The organism is Cytobacillus sp. GQ23 (assembly GCF_059758675.1).
Map to the genome: position 1 here is coordinate 14,953 of NZ_JCAXER010000016.1, position 17,390 is coordinate 32,342.

At 42.2% G+C, this 17,390-nt stretch carries 24 protein-coding genes; 17 read left to right on the forward strand and 7 right to left on the reverse strand.

From position 1 onward, the window contains the following. The first annotated feature begins 158 nt into the window (after nucleotides 1–158). The 3 genes from AC6CHU_RS14365 (at nucleotide 159) to AC6CHU_RS14375 (ending at nucleotide 2,002) form a co-directional block, all read left to right on the forward strand. Nucleotides 159–1,418, forward strand: coding sequence for a Y-family DNA polymerase (locus tag AC6CHU_RS14365; RefSeq protein ID WP_159868458.1), 1,260 nt, complete (start codon nucleotides 159–161; stop codon nucleotides 1,416–1,418). Between the two features lie 14 nt (nucleotides 1,419–1,432). After that, nucleotides 1,433–1,768: a YolD-like family protein gene (locus AC6CHU_RS14370; RefSeq protein ID WP_159868461.1), complete on the forward strand. Its 336-nt coding sequence runs from the start codon at nucleotides 1,433–1,435 to the stop codon at nucleotides 1,766–1,768. 72 nt (nucleotides 1,769–1,840) lie between these two features. Next, nucleotides 1,841–2,002, forward strand: a complete 162-nt coding sequence (locus AC6CHU_RS14375) for a hypothetical protein (RefSeq protein WP_159868464.1) — start codon at nucleotides 1,841–1,843, stop codon at nucleotides 2,000–2,002. 33 nt (nucleotides 2,003–2,035) lie between these two features. Here the strand turns inward: AC6CHU_RS14375 and AC6CHU_RS14380 are convergent, their stop codons facing one another. Continuing rightward, the gene (locus tag AC6CHU_RS14380) at nucleotides 2,036–2,254 is read right to left on the reverse strand and encodes a CDGSH iron-sulfur domain-containing protein (protein ID WP_159868467.1); all 219 of its coding nucleotides are present in this window, start codon (nucleotides 2,252–2,254) and stop codon (nucleotides 2,036–2,038) included. A 122-nt stretch (nucleotides 2,255–2,376) separates the two neighbouring features. Between AC6CHU_RS14380 and AC6CHU_RS14385 the strand changes: the two genes are divergently transcribed. Further along, on the forward strand, nucleotides 2,377–2,703 hold the full coding sequence (locus AC6CHU_RS14385) for an iron-sulfur cluster biosynthesis family protein (protein ID WP_159868470.1): 327 nt from the start codon (nucleotides 2,377–2,379) through the stop codon (nucleotides 2,701–2,703). Nucleotides 2,704–2,873: 170 nt separating this feature from the next. Beyond that, on the forward strand, nucleotides 2,874–3,410 hold the full coding sequence (locus AC6CHU_RS14390; protein WP_236566296.1) for a hypothetical protein: 537 nt from the start codon (nucleotides 2,874–2,876) through the stop codon (nucleotides 3,408–3,410). 50 nt (nucleotides 3,411–3,460) lie between these two features. On the opposite strand, the gene AC6CHU_RS14395 is transcribed toward AC6CHU_RS14390, so the two are convergent. From AC6CHU_RS14395 to AC6CHU_RS14405, 3 genes are all read right to left on the reverse strand, one after another. Continuing rightward, a complete protein-coding gene (locus tag AC6CHU_RS14395) occupies nucleotides 3,461–4,387 on the reverse strand; it encodes an alpha/beta hydrolase (protein WP_159868473.1) in 927 nt (308 codons plus the stop codon). Between the two features lie 125 nt (nucleotides 4,388–4,512). Continuing rightward, nucleotides 4,513–4,644 (reverse strand): hypothetical protein, encoded by a 132-nt coding sequence (locus AC6CHU_RS14400; protein ID WP_268891681.1) that lies wholly within the window; start codon nucleotides 4,642–4,644, stop codon nucleotides 4,513–4,515. Between the two features lie 84 nt (nucleotides 4,645–4,728). Next, nucleotides 4,729–5,658: a hydroxymethylglutaryl-CoA lyase gene (locus AC6CHU_RS14405; protein WP_159868476.1), complete on the reverse strand. Its 930-nt coding sequence runs from the start codon at nucleotides 5,656–5,658 to the stop codon at nucleotides 4,729–4,731. Between the two features lie 179 nt (nucleotides 5,659–5,837). Between AC6CHU_RS14405 and AC6CHU_RS14410 the strand changes: the two genes are divergently transcribed. The 5 genes from AC6CHU_RS14410 (at nucleotide 5,838) to AC6CHU_RS14430 (ending at nucleotide 9,230) form a co-directional block, all read left to right on the forward strand. Beyond that, on the forward strand, nucleotides 5,838–7,025 hold the full coding sequence (locus tag AC6CHU_RS14410) for an acetyl-CoA C-acetyltransferase (protein WP_159868479.1): 1,188 nt from the start codon (nucleotides 5,838–5,840) through the stop codon (nucleotides 7,023–7,025). A gap of 57 nt (nucleotides 7,026–7,082) precedes the next feature. Continuing rightward, a complete protein-coding gene (locus AC6CHU_RS14415; protein ID WP_159868482.1) occupies nucleotides 7,083–7,772 on the forward strand; it encodes a CoA transferase subunit A in 690 nt (229 codons plus the stop codon). 27 nt (nucleotides 7,773–7,799) lie between these two features. Beyond that, complete coding sequence (locus AC6CHU_RS14420) at nucleotides 7,800–8,468, forward strand: CoA transferase subunit B (protein ID WP_159868485.1); 669 nt, start codon at nucleotides 7,800–7,802, stop codon at nucleotides 8,466–8,468. A 68-nt stretch (nucleotides 8,469–8,536) separates the two neighbouring features. After that, on the forward strand, nucleotides 8,537–8,917 hold the full coding sequence (locus AC6CHU_RS14425; protein ID WP_159868488.1) for a VOC family protein: 381 nt from the start codon (nucleotides 8,537–8,539) through the stop codon (nucleotides 8,915–8,917). 67 nt (nucleotides 8,918–8,984) lie between these two features. Further along, the gene (locus tag AC6CHU_RS14430; protein WP_159868491.1) at nucleotides 8,985–9,230 is read left to right on the forward strand and encodes a YqkE family protein; all 246 of its coding nucleotides are present in this window, start codon (nucleotides 8,985–8,987) and stop codon (nucleotides 9,228–9,230) included. 55 nt (nucleotides 9,231–9,285) lie between these two features. On the opposite strand, the gene AC6CHU_RS14435 is transcribed toward AC6CHU_RS14430, so the two are convergent. Then, on the reverse strand, nucleotides 9,286–10,209 hold the full coding sequence (locus tag AC6CHU_RS14435) for an aldo/keto reductase (RefSeq protein WP_159868494.1): 924 nt from the start codon (nucleotides 10,207–10,209) through the stop codon (nucleotides 9,286–9,288). Between the two features lie 72 nt (nucleotides 10,210–10,281). Beyond that, nucleotides 10,282–10,416, reverse strand: a complete 135-nt coding sequence (mciZ, locus tag AC6CHU_RS14440; protein WP_159868497.1) for a Z-ring formation inhibitor MciZ — start codon at nucleotides 10,414–10,416, stop codon at nucleotides 10,282–10,284. A 77-nt stretch (nucleotides 10,417–10,493) separates the two neighbouring features. Here mciZ and AC6CHU_RS14445 point away from each other — a divergent pair, with 77 nt between their 5' ends. Together AC6CHU_RS14445 and AC6CHU_RS14450 are read left to right on the forward strand one after the other, a co-directional pair. Beyond that, complete coding sequence (locus tag AC6CHU_RS14445; RefSeq protein ID WP_159868500.1) at nucleotides 10,494–11,045, forward strand: NUDIX hydrolase; 552 nt, start codon at nucleotides 10,494–10,496, stop codon at nucleotides 11,043–11,045. Between the two features lies 1 nt (nucleotide 11,046). Next, nucleotides 11,047–12,213, forward strand: coding sequence for an endonuclease Q family protein (locus AC6CHU_RS14450; RefSeq protein ID WP_498122133.1), 1,167 nt, complete (start codon nucleotides 11,047–11,049; stop codon nucleotides 12,211–12,213). Between the two features lie 30 nt (nucleotides 12,214–12,243). Here AC6CHU_RS14450 and AC6CHU_RS14455 read toward each other — a convergent pair whose 3' ends face one another. Next, nucleotides 12,244–12,807, reverse strand: coding sequence for a GNAT family N-acetyltransferase (locus AC6CHU_RS14455; RefSeq protein ID WP_159868506.1), 564 nt, complete (start codon nucleotides 12,805–12,807; stop codon nucleotides 12,244–12,246). A gap of 461 nt (nucleotides 12,808–13,268) precedes the next feature. Between AC6CHU_RS14455 and spoIIM the strand changes: the two genes are divergently transcribed. The 5 genes from spoIIM to deoB all read left to right on the forward strand — a co-directional run bounded on the left by spoIIM (nucleotide 13,269) and on the right by deoB (nucleotide 17,375). Next, nucleotides 13,269–13,913, forward strand: a complete 645-nt coding sequence (gene spoIIM / locus AC6CHU_RS14460) for a stage II sporulation protein M (RefSeq protein ID WP_159868509.1) — start codon at nucleotides 13,269–13,271, stop codon at nucleotides 13,911–13,913. Between the two features lie 230 nt (nucleotides 13,914–14,143). After that, complete coding sequence (gene fur, locus AC6CHU_RS14465; RefSeq protein ID WP_048008103.1) at nucleotides 14,144–14,611, forward strand: ferric iron uptake transcriptional regulator; 468 nt, start codon at nucleotides 14,144–14,146, stop codon at nucleotides 14,609–14,611. A gap of 190 nt (nucleotides 14,612–14,801) precedes the next feature. After that, complete coding sequence (locus AC6CHU_RS14470; protein ID WP_159868512.1) at nucleotides 14,802–15,029, forward strand: YqzK family protein; 228 nt, start codon at nucleotides 14,802–14,804, stop codon at nucleotides 15,027–15,029. Nucleotides 15,030–15,038: 9 nt separating this feature from the next. After that, nucleotides 15,039–15,932 (forward strand): site-specific tyrosine recombinase XerD, encoded by an 894-nt coding sequence (gene xerD / locus AC6CHU_RS14475; protein ID WP_159868515.1) that lies wholly within the window; start codon nucleotides 15,039–15,041, stop codon nucleotides 15,930–15,932. Between the two features lie 258 nt (nucleotides 15,933–16,190). Next, nucleotides 16,191–17,375: a phosphopentomutase gene (gene deoB / locus AC6CHU_RS14480; protein ID WP_159868518.1), complete on the forward strand. Its 1,185-nt coding sequence runs from the start codon at nucleotides 16,191–16,193 to the stop codon at nucleotides 17,373–17,375. Nucleotides 17,376–17,390 lie beyond the last annotated feature (15 nt).

Sequence of the window (17,390 nt, forward strand, 5' to 3'; positions counted from 1 at the left end):
CATTGAAACCGAACGCATATTCGCTTAATATAATGGGTATACATATATAGAACAGATGTTCCTGTTATATATAAATTTTATTATCGGGTTCAGGGGGCTATGCAGCATAGAAGCTGATAAGCAGCGCCTTACGCTTTTTGAAGGAGGATGTCGAAGTCATGGTTGATTACAGCTCAATGCCGAACAATCAAATTTTGTGTGTTGATATGAAGAGCTTTTATGCAAGCTGTTCTGCTGTCATGCTCGGTCTGGATCCTCTTGACTGCTATCTTGTAATTGCAGGGAATGTGGAACGGAAGGGAAGCGTTGTTCTGGCGGCCTCTCCGCGAATGAAAAAAGAGTTTGGAATAAAGACAGGGTCCCGTCTTTTTGAGGTCCCAAATGATCCGCGCATTAGAGTTGAGGAGCCGAAAATGGCGACTTATTTAAGAATCTCCACTGAAATCACCAGGGTGTTTAATCGTTATGTCCCCAAGGAAGCCATCCATACGTATAGTGTCGATGAAAGCTTTATAAAAGTAGACGGCGCAGTGCACCTCTGGGGTGATGCCCAGACGATTGCCTGGAAAATAAAAGATGATATTGAACGGGAATTTCAGCTCCCCTGCGCCATAGGAATAGGTCCTAATTTGCTAATGTCAAAGCTCTGCCTGGACCTTGAGGCAAAAAAAAAGGGAGTTGCACAATGGACGTATGGAGATGTAAAAACAAAGCTGTGGAATGTCTCCCCTTTACGGGAAATGTGGGGCATCGGCCGCCGCGTTGAAAAGACATTGAATGGAATGGGAATTTTTACAGTCGGCCAGCTTGCCCGCTATGACCTGGCTAAGCTGGAGAAGAAGTTTGGGATTATGGGCAATCAGCTCTATCACCATGCATGGGGTATTGATTTGTCGGAAATAGGCGCGCCGATCATGGCAGGACAGATCAGCTTTGGGAAAAGCCAGATTTTACTGAGGGATTACAAAGAGAAAAAGGAAATTAAGCATGTGGTCCTTGAGATGTGTGAAGAAGTGGCAAGAAGGGCCCGCAGCCACCGGAAAGCCGGCAGAACTATCAGCTTTGGCCTTGGCTACAGCCAGGATGAATTCGGAGGGGGCTTTTACCGCTCAAGGACAGTTGACCAGCCAACCAATATTACGATGGATCTTTATCGGGTCTGCCTCGAACTTTTTGACGAGAATTATGAGGGGAAAACAGTGCGGCAGATTTCCATTTCCCTCGGCAATATTACGGATGACTGCGAAATGCAGCTGAGTCTGTTCGACTTGGATGGCTGGAAAAAAAGAGAGCTCGGCTATACTGTCGACCGGATCCGCTCCAAGTTTGGAGGAGGAGCTCTGCTGAGAGCCGTCTCTTATACAGGTGCAGGAACCGCCAGGCACCGTGCGACATTGGTCGGCGGCCATAAAATGTAAAAGGGGGTCAGCTTATGATTCGCGATAGGGGCAGAATAAAATGGACTTCCATGATGCTGCCGGAACATGTAAAGCTCTTAAGAGACTGGGCAAAGGAAGATATGTACGAGCAAAAGCGGGAATTAGATGAGCAGAAGCTTGAACACATGAATGAAATTCTTTCGGAGGCCATGGAATTTCAAAAAAGTGTAACCATTACACATTACAGGGGCAGAAATTATGAACTGGTCATAGGGGGCATCCATTATTGGGATGAACTTGGCCAAAAGCTTCATATTATTGATCGGTTTGGGGAAATTCACCGTATTTCTATCAGCGCTATAGCGGATGCCCGTTTTACGGAAGAATAAGTTTGCTTGCCTGGATGAATTTAAGAGGGGTAGTTTTAAGGCAGGAGAAGCACCTTAACAGCAGGGAGGTGTATGAAGATGCCTAGAGGAAAAGAATTGGAACAGCTGCCAATGGCCAATATCGCACCCGGGGCCGGGGAAGACAGTACGGACAGGGACCGGGAACGGCTTCAAGGGATTATACAGGGTGAAAGTGCAACACCCGCAAGAATTAAAAATAAAAATAAAAGATAAAAAAACGGGGATGACTGTCCCCGTTTTCCACCCTTATTGCTTGTCATCCGGAGCTATCTCCGCACGGACACATGATTGGAAAGTTCCTTTATGAGTGCCATCGCAAAACGGGATTTTCAAGGATCTTCCGCAGCGGCAAAGAGAGAAGGTTTTTTTTGTTTCGAATTTATTGCCATCCATATCAATTAACTCAACATCACCTGTAACACGCAGTGATCCATTATCCATTACTTTAATCTGCGCCTTGGACATACCCCATCATCCTTTCTAAAAAACATTATTTTGGCGGCTGAATAGCAGCAGTCTCTTTCAGAAGCATGTTATACCTATCTGTGTTAAAATCAGCATATGCAAAGGGGAGGTAGTTTTACAACATGGAAATAACATTAACTGAAATAGCAGCAGAAAAAGTATCGGGACGAATTGCCGGCAAAGATGGATTTATAAAGCTTAAGTACGATATAGATGGCTGCGGCTGTGTTGTGAGCGGAGTAGCGGCACTTTGGCTTGTTGATGAGCTTGATGAGGATGACAGGGAAATCAAAACAAACATTGGCAGCATATATGTGGAAAAATCCAAGGAAGTATTTTTGGATGAACAGTTAACGATAGACTTCTCTGAGAAGGCAAACTGCTACCAGTTAAAAAGCCCGAATCAGTATCTAAACCCGAGAATGAGCTTTATTGATAAAACAAAATAAATGATTTAGCAGGCGGCCGCTGCAGGAAGGCGGTCTTTTTTTATTGGCTAAGTAGGTAAAAATACCCTTCCAAAATTCTGGAAAGTAAGGTTTTAATATACTAGTAAAGGATTACAGGCTAAGCAGCATGGCTGTTATAGGTGAAGAGATTGTTGATTGGGGAGATACGAATGAGGAACTATATGTTATATTTGCTGGTGGCAGCTTCTCTGATATTGTCAGGCTGCAGCACAGCAACAATGGGCCAGGCAATTGATGATGGAATACCATTCAATGTAAAAGAAATCTTACATAAAGAAAAAGTTAAAAATGGAGTCATTATTCTTTATTTAACAGAGCAAAATGATGGGCAAAATGAGGTCGAAGCCATGGCAGCTGCCTATTTGAAGGGCAGTGACAAAGAAGGCTGGGAGAATGAAGGCCATAATCACTGGGAGCATTATGAGAATGAATATATGACTGTTTACTCAGATGCTTTCTATGATTACGATAAGGAAGGCAATCTGGAAAACAGATTACCGATCATTTTTGGTGAAATTCAAAGCGGAGATATTAAGAAAGTAGAAGTGGCCGGCAAGGAAGAAAAATTTGAAGAAGCGGCTATAATAAAAAAAGAAAACAAACGCTATTATTTTAAAATGGGAGACTTTCATACTGCCAGAGGTCTGTCGGCTGAAGGCAAGGAAATCATAAAGAAAAAAAACTGACGCCTAACAGCACAGAAATAAAAAACAGCTGACTTTAAGCCAGCTGTTTTTTATTTTGATAAAGCTTTTTTGCTGCTGACATACTGTTCCAAAAACTCGTCAATGACTTTTTCATAATCCTCTCTGTTTTCGTTAAAGGATTGTGCATGGATCCCGTTAGCAGCAAGGTAAAGCTTTTTAGGGCCTCTTTTCTTTTCATACAAAGCTTCGGACATGGTCGGCAAAATAAAATCATCTTTTTCACTGTGAATAAACAGGATGGGCTTTCTTATATTTTCTATAACCGAAATAGGCGACACGTCCGCTATGGAATATTTCTCCCGCATCCGCAGAAATAGATCAGCAACAGGCAAAAAGAGTTTCGCGGGCAGCTTCATCTCGGTTTTTAAACGATAAGCCAGCTGCTCTTTAAAATCCGAAAAAGGGCAATCGGCAATGTAAAAGTCAGCGCCGTCTTCAAGCATCCCCGCATAAAGGAGCATGGTGGCAGCCCCCATGCTTTCACCATGAATGCCGACCTGGATATCAGGCCCTTTCTCCGCTTTAAGCCAATCGACAATAGCTTTTAGGTCAAACTTTTCATAATGGCCGTAACTTGTCGTTTTTCCCCCGGATTCTCCGTGGCGGCGATGATCATAGATTACAGCGTTAAACCCTCGTTCCAGGAAGAGGTTCATGTATTTAATGGAGTTCATTTTGTTTTCCGTAACCCCGTGCGAAATAATGATATAGCGATTGTTTTTATGTGGTTCGCAGGCTACGGCTTTTAGGTTATAGCCAAATGGCGAGGGAATAAGAACCTCTCTTTTCGGAAGGCTTTCATACTTGATTAGATCAAGTCTCCCGGACTCCTTCTCTCTTTCTAGAATAAAGTCATCTTCCTTTTTTTTCATAAACATAAGCCTATTTGTAAAATAGACGCCGAGTGATGAAAGAAAGAGAACGATGGAAAATAAATAACGCAAAAATCTTCTCAAACTCATCCCTCCATCTTTTTTCTTTATTTTACCATTGTGGATAAAATTAAAACAGAGATGTTAGCCGGGACAAAGTGAAATTTCATAAAGGACGCCCTGCACAAAAAAAGCCGCTTTGCGGCGGCTTATTGCTGTGCGTTTTGTCTTTTGGTTGGATGAATCGCTTTTTCTAATTCCTCGGCAGCAATCGTCTGATTTACAGTATCGGAATTCGGCTTTCCCTTTTGGCTGTAGCCTTTATCGCGTTTTTGGCTCATAGAAATATCCCCCTTATAATTCTGCGGCTGAACCTGAATTCGCCAGCTGCTTTCATCTAATAAGATGCGGTAAAACAGGAGGAATTATTCACTTAAGCTGTGATGCTGTTGAACTGTTTGAGTATTCAGCCTGAAATAAGTGCTTTCAATCGGCCTGGAAATATGAGGCTGAACAATTTTTACAGCTTCCATTAATTGATCCAGGTTAACATTGGTTTCAATTCCCATCCGCTGAAGCATATAAACGACATCTTCTGTTGCAGCATTGCCTGCAGCGCCAGGGGCAAAGGGGCATCCGCCAAGCCCGCCTGCGGATGTATCAAATCGGTCGATTCCTGCCTGAAGTGCAGCAAAAATATTTGTAAGAGCCATTTTTCTTGTGTCATGGAAGTGGGCAGTCAGCAGAGTATTTGAAAACTCTTCTTTTAAACGGGAAAATAGCCGGTATGATTCATGGGGAGCAGCCATCCCAATCGTATCTGCCACACTTAATTCATCAGCCCCTGCCTCTGTAAATTGGCGGCATAGCCCAACGGTATCTTCAGGATTGATGGCCCCTTCATACGGACAATAAAAGGCAGTAGAGATGCAGGCACGGACGAAATAACCTTTATCCTTTAGTTCTCCAATAATCGGTTTTAGCTCATTCATGCTTTCCTGAGTGGTTTTATTGATGTTTTTCTTGTTGAATGTATTGCTTACACCGACGAAAACGGCAACTGCCCTGCAATCCGTCATATATACTCTGTCAATGCCTTTACGGTTCGGGGCAAGCACGAAATCCCTTGTATTTGCATCCAGGCATTCTGCCGTAATTTCAGCTGCATCCCCCATCTGCGGAACCCATTTAGGAGACACAAAAGAAGTAAGCTCCATTTCTTTTAATCCTGCATTCTTTAAACCTTTAATAAAGTCTTTCTTAACTTCAGTCGGTACAAACGACTTTTCGTTTTGCAGTCCATCCCGCGGGCCAACTTCAATAATTGTTACTTTATCTGGAAATGCAAGCGTCATGTTTTCCTCTCCCGTTTCATAATTTTAATTTTAGTAAGCGTTTTCTCGGAGACCTTAAATTTATTGTATTAGGAAAGTATTTTTGATTGCAAGAATAATAGAAATTTTGACAAAATAAAAGGAATTTTGATATCCCCGCTCGAATATAAGCAAAGAGATGTTTTGAAAGGATGAGAGAGATGGCACAAACAGAAGTCGTTATAGTCAGCGCTGTCCGGACAGCAATCGGCAGTTTCAATGGAAGTCTAAAGGATGTATCAGCACCAGAGCTAGGGGCGATTGCGATTAAACGCGCTCTTGAAAAAGCAGGTGTAACACCGGATCAAATAGATGAGGTAATCCTGGGGAATGTCCTGCAGGCTGGCCTTGGCCAAAATACAGCAAGGCAGGCAGCTCTTAAAGCGGGCCTTCCTGAAAGCGTTTCCGCAATGACGATTAATAAAGTGTGCGGCTCAGGACTGAAGGCGGTTCATTTAGCAGCACAGGCCATTTTGGCCGGCGATGCTGAAGCAGTGATTGCAGGCGGCATGGAAAATATGAGCCAGGCGCCATACATACTTAAAAATGCAAGAAACGGCTTTAAAATGGGAGACCAAAAGCTTATTGATTCGATGATTTCAGACGGTCTCTGGTGTTCTTTTAATGATTACCATATGGGAGTTACGGCTGAAAATCTTTGCTCGAAATATGAGCTGAGCAGAGAAGAACAGGACAAATTTGCCGCAGACAGCCAGGCAAAGGCGGCAAAAGCAATTGAAGAAGGAAAGTTTAAAGATGAAATCGTTCCGGTGGAAATTCCTCAGCGAAAAGGGGATCCGATCGTTTTTGATACAGACGAATATCCGAAAAAAGGGACAACTGCTGAAAAGCTCGCAGGCCTGCGTCCGGCGTTCAGAAAAGATGGCAGCGTAACAGCCGGAAATGCCTCCGGGATTAATGACGGGGCGGCTGTATTGCTGGTAATGAGCAGAAAGAGAGCAGATGAGCTGGGGCTTAAGCCATTAGTAACGATTAGAGGAAATGCAAGTGCTGGTGTAGATCCAAGCATCATGGGCATTGGCCCTGTTGCTGCCGTAAAAAAAGCACTTGAAAAGGCATCTGTTTCCATGGATGAATTGGAGCTTATTGAAGCAAACGAGGCATTTGCAGCCCAGTCGCTTGCAGTTGACAGGGAGCTTCGTTTTAACAAGGAAATCCTGAATGTTAATGGCGGAGCCATTGCACTCGGACATCCAATCGGTGCAAGCGGCGCACGAATTCTCGTCACTTTAATTCATGAGATGCAAAAACGGCAGGCAAAGAAAGGGCTTGCAACTCTTTGCATTGGCGGAGGGCAAGGAGTAGCTACAGTGGTGGAGCTTGCATAGCCGATTTTGATAAGGATTATTAACAATGAAGACTTTTTAATGAAAGGAGCGATTGAAGTGAAGAAAATTTGTACTTCCTTCAGTGAAGCGGTTCAGGAAATTCACGATGGTGCTGTCCTTATGGTTGGCGGTTTCGGTCTGTGCGGAATTCCCGAAAACCTAATTCTGGCTTTAGTTGAAAAAGGGGTTAAGGATCTGACCGTCATTTCGAATAACTGCGGTGTTGACGATTGGGGACTTGGACTGCTTTTAAAAAATAAACAGATTAAGAAAATGGTTGGCTCGTATGTTGGGGAAAACAAAGAGTTTGAAAGACAGGTTCTCTCAGGAGAAATTGAAGTAGAGCTGCTGCCTCAAGGAACACTGGCAGAAAAGATCCGTGCAGGCGGTGCAGGCATTCCTGCTTTTTACACACCTGCTGGTGTAGGAACCCCCATCGCAGAGGGGAAAGAGACGAAGGTGTTTGACGGCAAGGAATATCTTCTTGAAGAAGCGCTGAAAGCAGACTTTAGTCTTGTCAGGGCATGGAAGGGGGACAAGATGGGCAATCTTGTTTATCACAAAACGGCCCGAAACTTCAATCCAATGATTGCAGCAGCCGGCAAAGTGACAATCGCAGAAGTGGAGACGCTTTATGAGGTTGGTGAACTGGATCCAAATTATATTCATACCCCGAGCATCTATGTTCAATCACTGATTGAAGGGAAACAGGAAAAACGCATTGAAAGACTGACGGTAAAGAAATAAATACCAGTGACGAAAGGAGAGGGTGTCATGAGTAACGATAAAGCGGCAGTACGCGAGAAAATTGCAAGACGGGCTGAAAAGGAAATTGAAAATGGCTTTTACGTGAATTTGGGAATCGGTATGCCAACGCTGGTTGCAAATTATATTTCTGATAATAAAGAAGTGGTCCTGCAATCTGAAAATGGATTATTGGGCATCGGCCCGTATCCTGCAGAAAGTGAAGTTGATCCGGATCTAATTAATGCTGGAAAAGAAACAGTTACAGCCATTCCGGGATCATCTTATTTTGACAGTGCTGAATCTTTTGCCATGATCAGGGGCGGTCATGTGAATATTGCGATTCTCGGCGGGATGGAAGTCTCTGAAAAAGGAGATCTTGCCAACTGGATGATTCCCGGAAAAATGATTAAGGGCATGGGCGGTGCGATGGATCTGGTTCATGGCGCCAATAAAATCATTGTCATTATGGATCACACTAATAAAAACGGCGATTCAAAAATTCTTAAAGAATGCAGCCTGCCTTTAACAGGCAAAAATGTCGTTGACCGAATTATAACTGAGCGGGCAGTCATCGATGTCACCGAATCTGGTCTGAAGCTAGTTGAAGTAGCTAAGGGCTATACAATTGAGGATATAATCAATTCAACAGAACCGGAATTGCAAGTGGATGAAAACGTTTTAACAGAAGCTTACTAATAACCTGAAAAGTACAGCTGCATGCTGTGCTTTTCATTATTTTTAGCCTGAAGAAAAGAGGAGAGATTATGAGTTTTTTCTTTAAAGGGATTGACCATGTCCAGCTGGCAGCTCCGATTGGCTGTGAGGAGGAAGCCAGGAAATTTTACGGGGAACAGCTTGGTTTTAAGGAAATTCCCAAGCCTGAAAATCTTCAAAAGCGCGGAGGCTGCTGGTTTATATGCGGTAATCAGGAAATCCATATTGGAGTACAGGAAGGCTTCCAGCCTGCTAAAAAAGCCCACCCGGGATTTATTGTGGAAAACCTGAAGGCCTTGAGAAGCAATCTTGAAGAGCAGAAAATAACAATTAAGGAGGAAGCTCCAATAGAAGGCCGGGAGAGGTTCTTTGTAGATGATCCATTCGGAAATAGAATTGAATTTCTGGAATTCTTCCATAAGAGTGAATAAGCCTGTTCCTTCATAAATAATAAAATATGCTATAATAAATGGCAAAATCAATTGATGAGGGGATTATATGAAAAAGAAAAAACACCATTCCCAGCCTAAAAAAGATGATAAACCTGTCACGCTTGGCGACATGCTGAACCAGGATCTGATGGAGCAGCTAAAAGGGAAAAAGCAGGAGTTAAAGGCTGCTGAAGACAAACAGAGGGAAGAAGAAGAGCGCAGAAAAAGAGAGGAAAGAAGACTGCGCGAAAAAAATAAAAGTTTTGAAGAACTGCTTGGAGAAAGTGATCTTAACTGGAAAGAATTTAAATAGCATTAAAAGAAGGGGCCGACTTTTCTGTCAGCCCCTTTCTTATTAGAGTTCTATATCATCTATGCTGCTCATATTTATTTAGCTTTGCAATAGATTTAATCATGGCCAATTCATCTTCGTTCAGAGGCTGGGCTTTTGCTGCCTCTGCATTTGCTCTTACCTGCTCAGCCCGGCTGGCACCTGCTGTAATTGAAGCGACAGCTGGATCTGAGAGATTAAACTGAAATGCAATCTCGTTCATGGTGCGCTTGTCTGTGATTTTTTCCCGGATGGTGGTGAGTGTTTTTTCCAGCTCAGCATAGCAGTAATCCAAATAGCCTTTCTCTTTTACGGATTCTGATGCTTTATCCAGCATTTTGTCGCTGAGCAGTCCCTTGGCCAGCGGCCCTCTTGTAACAGCACTGATGCCTTTTTGATGAAGAAGAGGTAGAGCGGCTTCTTCAGGGCGCCGATCCAAAATGCTGTACTGCATCATGACAGAAACAATGGATGATTTTGATGCAAATTCCCGGATCACATTTGGGCGTATGGAGGAAATGCCGTATTGGCGGATGTATCCTTCTTCCTTTAGTTCCTCAAATGCTTCAATGGTTTCATCAATCGGATCTTCATTCGTACCGCCGTGAAGCTGATATAAATCGATATAGTCCGTATCCAGCCTTTTTAAGCTGTCTTTTACAGCTTCTTTGATATAGCGTTTTGAGGGATCCCAGCTCCAGCCATCTTTATTTTTATTCCAGCGGTTGCCGGCTTTGGTAGCAATGATCACCTGTTCACGGACACTCTTTAAGGATTGTCCGACAAGCTTTTCGTTTTCGCCAAAGTCATATAAATCAGCGGTATCAAAATAATTGATTCCTTCTTCCAGGGCAGCTTCTATAATCTCCTGTGCCTGGGAAGGATTGGTCCCAATTGACATGCAGCCCAGCCCAAGCTGGCTTACGTACAAGTCTGAGTTTCCGAGTCTTCTCTTTTTCAAGTACCCACCTCATTTGAATGTTTCCTATAATTGTACATAAACAATTGAGGCATACTCAAATAAAGAGGCTTATCATTTTATATTGTTCTGAGATTCAATCCAGTCTTTTACAAGGACGTACTGCCTGCTGTATTGTTTTAGCTTCTCGCGCACTTCCCAGGCCTTGCCGGCAAGAATAATTCCACTATTATGGACATATACCTTCATGCCATACTCCCCCTCATCAAGTATGATAAAATGTATGAGCAATCATTACCGGAATAGAACAGGAGTGACTGAAAACAATGAGCCGCCTAGAAGAAAAAACAATTAAAACGGAAAAAATCTTCACTGGTAAAGTCATTAGTCTGCAGGTGGAGGATGTTGAACTGCCGAATGGCAATACATCGAAGCGGGAAATTATCAAACATCCCGGAGCAGTAGCTGTATTGGCAGTAACGGATGATAATAAAATAGTGATGGTTGAACAATATCGAAAAGCGCTGGATAAGATTATTGCTGAAATTCCTGCCGGAAAGCTTGAAGCAGGGGAAGAGCCCAGCGTTTGTGCAGCAAGGGAACTGGAAGAAGAAACGGGGTACGGCAGCACGGAAATGGAATGGCTTATCTCATTCTACACTTCCCCCGGATTTGCCGATGAGCTTGTTCACCTTTATATAGCAAATGGACTAAAGAAAAAAGAAAATGCACTTTCGCCTGATGAAGATGAATTTGTGAACCTTTTGGAGGTAACCCTTGAGGAAGCCTTATCCATGCTTGAGGAGCAAAGAGTTTATGATGCGAAAACCGCTTATGCCATCCAATATCTGCAGCTTCAAGAGGCGCTGAAGAAGTAGCATGAAACGCTTTTTTGCAGATCTTCATATCCATATTGGACGTACGTTTACGGGAAAGCCGGTTAAAATAACAGGCGCTAAATCCCTTACCTTTACTAATATCATCAGGCATGCCCGCAATGAAAAGGGGCTTGATATTATTGGCATTATTGATTGTCATTCACCTGAAGTCATTTTGGAAATCGAGGACCTGGCGCAAAAAGGCTTTATAACCGAGCATAAGGACGGGGGGCTTCAATATGGAGATTTAACGGTAATTCCCGGATCGGAACTTGAAATATATGATGACTCCTGTAAAGGACCCATTCATGTCCTGTGTTACTTTCCAACCCTATCCGCTATGAAGGATTTCTCCGCCTGGCTAAAAGGGTATTTGAAGAACATAACCCTGAGCTCTCAAAGGATATATGCTTCAGGCAGAATGCTTCAGGAAAAAGTGAAGGAATTGAATGGGCTTTTTATACCTGCTCATGTATTTACCCCGTTTAAAAGTCTATTCGGGAAAGGGGTAGAGCGGTCGCTTACAGAGGTTTTTGATGCTGGCTTAATTGATGCAATTGAGCTGGGACTAAGTGCAGATACGAAAATGGCTGATCAAATTGCTGAACTTCATAAATATACATTTCTGACAAATTCAGATGCTCATTCACTAAAAAAAATCGCCAGAGAATATCAGATTCTGGAAATGGAAGCACCTACATTCGGGGAACTGCAGAAGGCTTTGGCCGGAAAAGAAAAATGCAGGGTCAAAGCTAATTACGGTCTGGATCCTTTGCTTGGAAAATATCATCAGACAGTTTGTTCAGTGTGTTTTAGCCCCTTCGATGAAGGGTCTGGTAATTGTCAGAATTGCAATCACCACAAATTTATCAAAGGCGTGGCTGACCGGATCTCTGAATTGAAATCTTCCGGAGAAATACCCGTTACACGGCCGCCATATATTCATCAGGTCCCTCTTGAGTTCATACCGGGGCTAGGCCCGAAAATGCTTGAGAAGCTGCTGGATCATTTTGGAACTGAAATGGCCATTCTCCATGATGTTCCATTCTCAGAAATCAGCAAAGTCATTCCTGAGAAAACAGCGAAGCTAATTGGAAAAGCGCGTGAAGGAAAGTTAAACCTCCAGGCAGGCGGCGGAGGCAAGTACGGCAGAATTGTGGATTCATAAAAAATAGAGCCCATGCAGGCTCTATTTTTTTTAGATGCTGACTTTAGCATAAACACAAGTATCTCTAAGCTCTTTTTTGTCTGCGCTCAGGCTGTCATTCCTTAGGATTCCTTCAAGCGTGTATCCCAGCTTTTCGGGAATTCTTCGGCTGTTAGTGTTTCTCAAATCACATCTGATTTCCACTCTGTTCGCTTGAAAATGTTCAAAGGCAAACTTTGTCAAACCTGCAGCTGCTTCAGAAATATAGCCGCTTTTCCGAAACCTTACATCTCCCCAATAGCCAATTTCAAATTTACGGACATCCCAGTTTATGCGGTGCAGGCCAGTAGAGCCGACAAATACATCGTCTTCTTTCCTATAAATATGGATACGGAAATCTTCCCTTTGAATAAACTGGGCATAAGATTTGCGGATACCAGATTCCACTTCGTCCACTGATTGTTCATTTTGTGCAAAAGGAAGCCACTTCTTCAGCTCGGAAGCTGAAGCTGATATAGCCTCATGAACAGTTTTGCCGTCTCCAGGCAAGGCAGTTCTCATATAGAGTCTTTCTGTTTCAATTCTTTCTGGAAACTTTTTTAAGATCGGGTCCATTTTCTGAGCGCCTCCAATGACAATTTCAATAATTTTGAAAATTATAGCAAGAAACATAGGAATTATTCAAGAACTTTTTTATCAAAGCTTTTTTACAAAGATAATTGTTTTTATTTATGAATTCTGCCAGTTGATTTCCGCTGCGGGCACTTGCTTTCCGCGGAGAGGAATGTGAGCCTTCTCGGCTTCGCCTGCGGGGTCTCACACTTCCCTCTCCTCCCGCAGGACATTGAATAAACTCCCTCGAATGAACATCGCACGAAGGAAATGCGTCAGCATTTTCGAGGATCAAGTGCCCTCCGCTCCAATCAACTCAGCAAATAATACTAATTTATAAAAAAGCAACAAACTATACGAAAACAGCCTTTATCAATTAATAAGAAGCCCAATTCTTTGTCATACAATTCCGGGACAGGCATACAATTTAATATCTAATCTGTTTTGCCTTAGGAGGAAGAGCAATGAAGAAAAAAATGTACCAGAACGCCGCAGCAGCCCACTTTCGCGAACATTCCTCAATCTACTTATTTGTTATTGTATTGTTTCTGATGGGTGTCATTTTCGGGGCTATCGTTGTAAATAGCTTGAGTTTTACACAAAAGGAAGATTTATTTTATTATCTGTCCCAATTTTTTGGACAAGTATCAGATGGGCATTTTGCAGCAGCAGATGAATTATTCAAACAAAGCTTTTTCCATAATACAAAATTTATAGGTTTGATGTGGATCTTGGGAATCTCCATAATTGGACTGCCGGTCATTCTGATTCTGCTCTTTATGAAAGGCATGGTGGTTGGCTTTACAGTCGGCTTTCTCGTTAACCGCATGGGATGGGAAGGGTTCTTGCTTTCCTTCGTATCGGTCCTTCCCCAGAACCTGATCATCATCCCTATTTTTATAATGGCTGCAGCTCTGGCTGTGTCATTCTCTTTAAAAATGATAAGAAAACAATTTATGAAAAAAGCCGGCCAGCCGATGATGCCTCTTTTCGGAAGATATATGATTGCTTTTGCTGTGGCCATTCTGTTCTTAATAGCTGCAGCCGGAGTAGAGGCCTTTATCTCGCCTGTATTAATGAAGTCTGTTGTTAATTCAATCCAATCCTAGTAAAATTATGTTTAAAGGCAGAGCGGCATGCTCTGCCTTTTTGCTGTAGGAGAAATGGATAAAAATAATAAATGAGGGTACATATAAAGAAGTTACAATATGTTTTAAAAATATTAAAATAATTATTATATTAAACTTACTATCAACTGTTATTTATAATAATTTTATTTTGAATGTGATCTCATTTCTGTTATAATGAGAATGTTAGTGGCGAGGGAGGGACTTTCGGTATGGAAAGCAGAATTGAAAGAATAAAAAAACAGTTGCATTCATCCAGCTATAAACTAACACCACAGCGAGAGGCAACAGTTCGCGTCCTGTTAGAACACGAAGAGGATCATTTAAGTGCGGAAGATGTCTACCTCCTTGTAAAAGAGAAATCGCCTGAGATAGGCTTGGCAACTGTATATAGAACACTTGAATTGCTGACTGAATTAAAAATTGTCGATAAAATCAACTTCGGTGATGGAGTTTCCCGATATGACCTGCGTCAGGAGGGGGCAGCCCATTTTCACCACCATTTAGTCTGTATTGAGTGTGGAGCTGTTGATGAAATACAGGAAGATTTGCTTGAAGACGTCGAGGAAGTGGTTGAACGCCGCTGGAACTTTAAAATAAAGGATCACCGCCTTACGTTCCATGGCATATGCTACCGCTGCCAGGATAAACAAACAGAAACTGAAGCAGATGAAAATTAAATGCTTATTGGCAAAGCTTATTCTACATTAGGATAGGCTTTTTATTTTGATCTGCTTTTAAAAAGGCAAGTGCCCTGATGAAACATCATTTATACAAATTCAGGTATAATTCTTGTCCAAAATGGCATACCTTTTTAATAATAGAAAGCTGAAAATCTTTCTTTTTATTAAAAGTTATGGAGGACAAACAATGAAATCCTGGCTGAGTATGGCTTTTCAGACCATTAAAGTATTTGTGATTTTCACTGGATGCACAATCCTTTTTTATTATGGTATTATGTGGTTAAACGAAGAATACCAGGATTATCACCGCTATGACGAACCAAGGGGAGCGGCTGTTAAGGTGTCTGCAAGCGGAACTGATGAGGATAGCAGCTTGCTGGACCGGTTAATTCTTTTCTACTTAAACGGGGAGTAATGCAATCATATGGATGACCAGCTAAAAGACTTTATTCATTATTTACTTGTAGAAAAAGGCCTAGCAAAAAATACAATTATTTCTTATGAAAGAGATTTGAAAAGTTATCTGAAGTATCTCAAGTCGGAAGAGAAGATTACGAGCCTTGAAAAAGTGCAGCGCATGCAGATTGTCCAATTTCTCGGCTTTTTAAAAAAACAGGGTAAATCCTCAAAAACTCTGGCCAGGCATATAGCCTCCTTAAGGGCCTTTCACCAATTTCTGCTCCGCGAAAAAGCAGTTGGCCATGATCCTTCTGTCCATATAGAAACACCGCAAATGGAGCGTTCGCTTCCAAAAGTATTGAACATGCAGGAAGTAGAAACTTTATTGGATCTCCCGGAAAGTAAAGATCACTTTGGCCTCCGAGATAAAGCAATGCTTGAACTTCTATATGCTACAGGCATTCGAGTAAGTGAACTGATAGGCCTGAACACAGGTGATGCTCATTTAACGATGGGCTTTGTAAGATGTATTGGCAAAGGGAACAAGGAAAGGATTGTGCCTATTGGCAAAACGGCTTCTGAAGCTCTTGAAAGGTATTTATCTGAAGGAAGAGGCAAGTTTGTTTCTAAGAAACATAGGGATGAAGCATTATTTTTAAATCATCACGGCAAACGTCTTTCAAGACAGGGGTTCTGGAAAATACTGAAGCGGCTGGCTCAGGAAGCAGGGATTGAGAAGGAGCTGACCCCGCATACACTGAGGCATTCATTTGCCACACATCTGCTGGAAAATGGGGCGGATTTGCGGGCTGTCCAGGAAATGCTTGGACATGCTGATATATCCACGACGCAAATTTATACGCATGTAACCAAAACGCGGCTTAAAGATGTGTACAGTCAATATCATCCGCGTGCTTAAAATAAAATTTATTCAAATGTCATAAAGCTGCCATGAAAAATAGGCAGCTTTTTCTTGTCATTTTACCTGTTTATTAGGTAAAATATAGATGTCAGACTTCTGACGAATGAAGGGGCTATCCTTAGTAGGCTATTAAAATGCAGGAATAGTGTTTTACTTTCCAGCTGCAGCAAGAGAATCAGTGTTAAATAAACCTAAAAAGGGTACTATACGAATATGATTTTTGTAACCGTATTCAAATAATTGGGAGGTTTTCAAATGTCCGCATATACATATAAGCGCGTTTTTTTAATTGTCATGGATTCAGTGGGAATTGGTGAAGCGCCTGATGCCGATAAGTTCGGTGATAAAGGTGCCGATACGATCGGCCACATCGCAGAAAAAATGAATGGCCTGAAGATGCCGAACATGGGCAAATTGGGGCTTAGTAATATCCGGGAAATCAAAGGGATTGAGAAAGCGGATAAACCCATGGCGTTTTACACGAAGATGCAGGAAGCATCAAACGGAAAAGACACGATGACAGGTCACTGGGAAATTATGGGGCTAAACATTCAAACCCCATTTAGAGTCTTTCCTGATGGATTTCCGGCTGCATTGATTTCGGAGCTTGAATCACGCACCGGCAGGAAGATTATTGGAAATAAGCCTGCAAGCGGAACAGAAATTCTGGTTGAACTAGGAGAAGAACATATGAAAACCGGAGCTCTGATTGTTTATACATCAGCGGATTCAGTTCTTCAGATTGCGGCACATGAAGAAATAATTCCAATAGAAGAACAATATAAAATTTGTAAAATCGCACGTGAGCTGACACTTGATGAAAAATATATGGTTGGCCGTGTGATTGCCAGACCATTCACTGGCGAGCCGGGAAATTTCCAAAGAACATCAAACAGGCACGATTATGCGCTAAAGCCATTTAACCGCACAGTAATGAATGAATTGGCAGATGGCGGACTTGATGTAGTGGCAATTGGAAAAATCTCCGATATTTATGACGGAGAGGGAGTAACTGAGGCTATTCGCACAACATCAAATATGGATGGAATGGATAAGCTGATCGATACGTTCGATAAAGAGTTTACAGGCCTGAGCTTTGTTAATCTGGTGGACTTTGATGCATTATTTGGCCATAGACGGGATCCGGAAGGATATGGAAAAGCTCTTGAAGAATTTGATGAACGCCTGCCTGAAGTTTTTGAAAAAATGCAGGATGGCGACTTATTAATTATTACGGCAGACCACGGCAATGATCCTGTTCATCATGGGACAGATCATACGAGAGAATACGTTCCGCTTCTCGTTTATTCAAAAGATATGGAAGATGGAAAAGAGCTTACGGTCAGTGAAACCTTTGCGGATGTAGGAGCGACTATAGCGGATAACTTTAACGTAAGAATGCCAGCATTTGGAAAAAGCTTTTTGAACCAACTGAAATAATAACACTAAAAAGTA

Excerpts from the sequence above, each read along its gene's own strand:
- AC6CHU_RS14365 (WP_159868458.1), top strand. The coding sequence starts at position 159 with ATGGTTGATTACAGCTCAATGCCGAACAATCAAATTTTGTGTGTTGAT.
- AC6CHU_RS14370 (WP_159868461.1), top strand. The coding sequence starts at position 1,433 with ATGATTCGCGATAGGGGCAGAATAAAATGGACTTCCATGATGCTGCCG.
- AC6CHU_RS14375 (WP_159868464.1), top strand. The coding sequence starts at position 1,841 with ATGAAGATGCCTAGAGGAAAAGAATTGGAACAGCTGCCAATGGCCAAT.
- AC6CHU_RS14380 (WP_159868467.1), bottom strand. The coding sequence starts at position 2,254 with ATGTCCAAGGCGCAGATTAAAGTAATGGATAATGGATCACTGCGTGTT.
- AC6CHU_RS14385 (WP_159868470.1), top strand. The coding sequence starts at position 2,377 with ATGGAAATAACATTAACTGAAATAGCAGCAGAAAAAGTATCGGGACGA.
- AC6CHU_RS14390 (WP_236566296.1), top strand. The coding sequence starts at position 2,874 with ATGAGGAACTATATGTTATATTTGCTGGTGGCAGCTTCTCTGATATTG.
- AC6CHU_RS14400 (WP_268891681.1), bottom strand. The coding sequence starts at position 4,644 with ATGAGCCAAAAACGCGATAAAGGCTACAGCCAAAAGGGAAAGCCGAAT.
- AC6CHU_RS14405 (WP_159868476.1), bottom strand. The coding sequence starts at position 5,658 with ATGACGCTTGCATTTCCAGATAAAGTAACAATTATTGAAGTTGGCCCG.
- AC6CHU_RS14410 (WP_159868479.1), top strand. The coding sequence starts at position 5,838 with ATGGCACAAACAGAAGTCGTTATAGTCAGCGCTGTCCGGACAGCAATC.
- AC6CHU_RS14420 (WP_159868485.1), top strand. The coding sequence starts at position 7,800 with ATGAGTAACGATAAAGCGGCAGTACGCGAGAAAATTGCAAGACGGGCT.
- AC6CHU_RS14425 (WP_159868488.1), top strand. The coding sequence starts at position 8,537 with ATGAGTTTTTTCTTTAAAGGGATTGACCATGTCCAGCTGGCAGCTCCG.
- AC6CHU_RS14430 (WP_159868491.1), top strand. The coding sequence starts at position 8,985 with ATGAAAAAGAAAAAACACCATTCCCAGCCTAAAAAAGATGATAAACCT.
- mciZ (WP_159868497.1), bottom strand. The coding sequence starts at position 10,416 with ATGAAGGTATATGTCCATAATAGTGGAATTATTCTTGCCGGCAAGGCC.
- AC6CHU_RS14445 (WP_159868500.1), top strand. The coding sequence starts at position 10,494 with ATGAGCCGCCTAGAAGAAAAAACAATTAAAACGGAAAAAATCTTCACT.
- AC6CHU_RS14450 (WP_498122133.1), top strand. The coding sequence starts at position 11,047 with ATGAAACGCTTTTTTGCAGATCTTCATATCCATATTGGACGTACGTTT.
- AC6CHU_RS14455 (WP_159868506.1), bottom strand. The coding sequence starts at position 12,807 with ATGGACCCGATCTTAAAAAAGTTTCCAGAAAGAATTGAAACAGAAAGA.
- spoIIM (WP_159868509.1), top strand. The coding sequence starts at position 13,269 with ATGAAGAAAAAAATGTACCAGAACGCCGCAGCAGCCCACTTTCGCGAA.
- fur (WP_048008103.1), top strand. The coding sequence starts at position 14,144 with ATGGAAAGCAGAATTGAAAGAATAAAAAAACAGTTGCATTCATCCAGC.
- AC6CHU_RS14470 (WP_159868512.1), top strand. The coding sequence starts at position 14,802 with ATGAAATCCTGGCTGAGTATGGCTTTTCAGACCATTAAAGTATTTGTG.
- xerD (WP_159868515.1), top strand. The coding sequence starts at position 15,039 with ATGGATGACCAGCTAAAAGACTTTATTCATTATTTACTTGTAGAAAAA.
- deoB (WP_159868518.1), top strand. The coding sequence starts at position 16,191 with ATGTCCGCATATACATATAAGCGCGTTTTTTTAATTGTCATGGATTCA.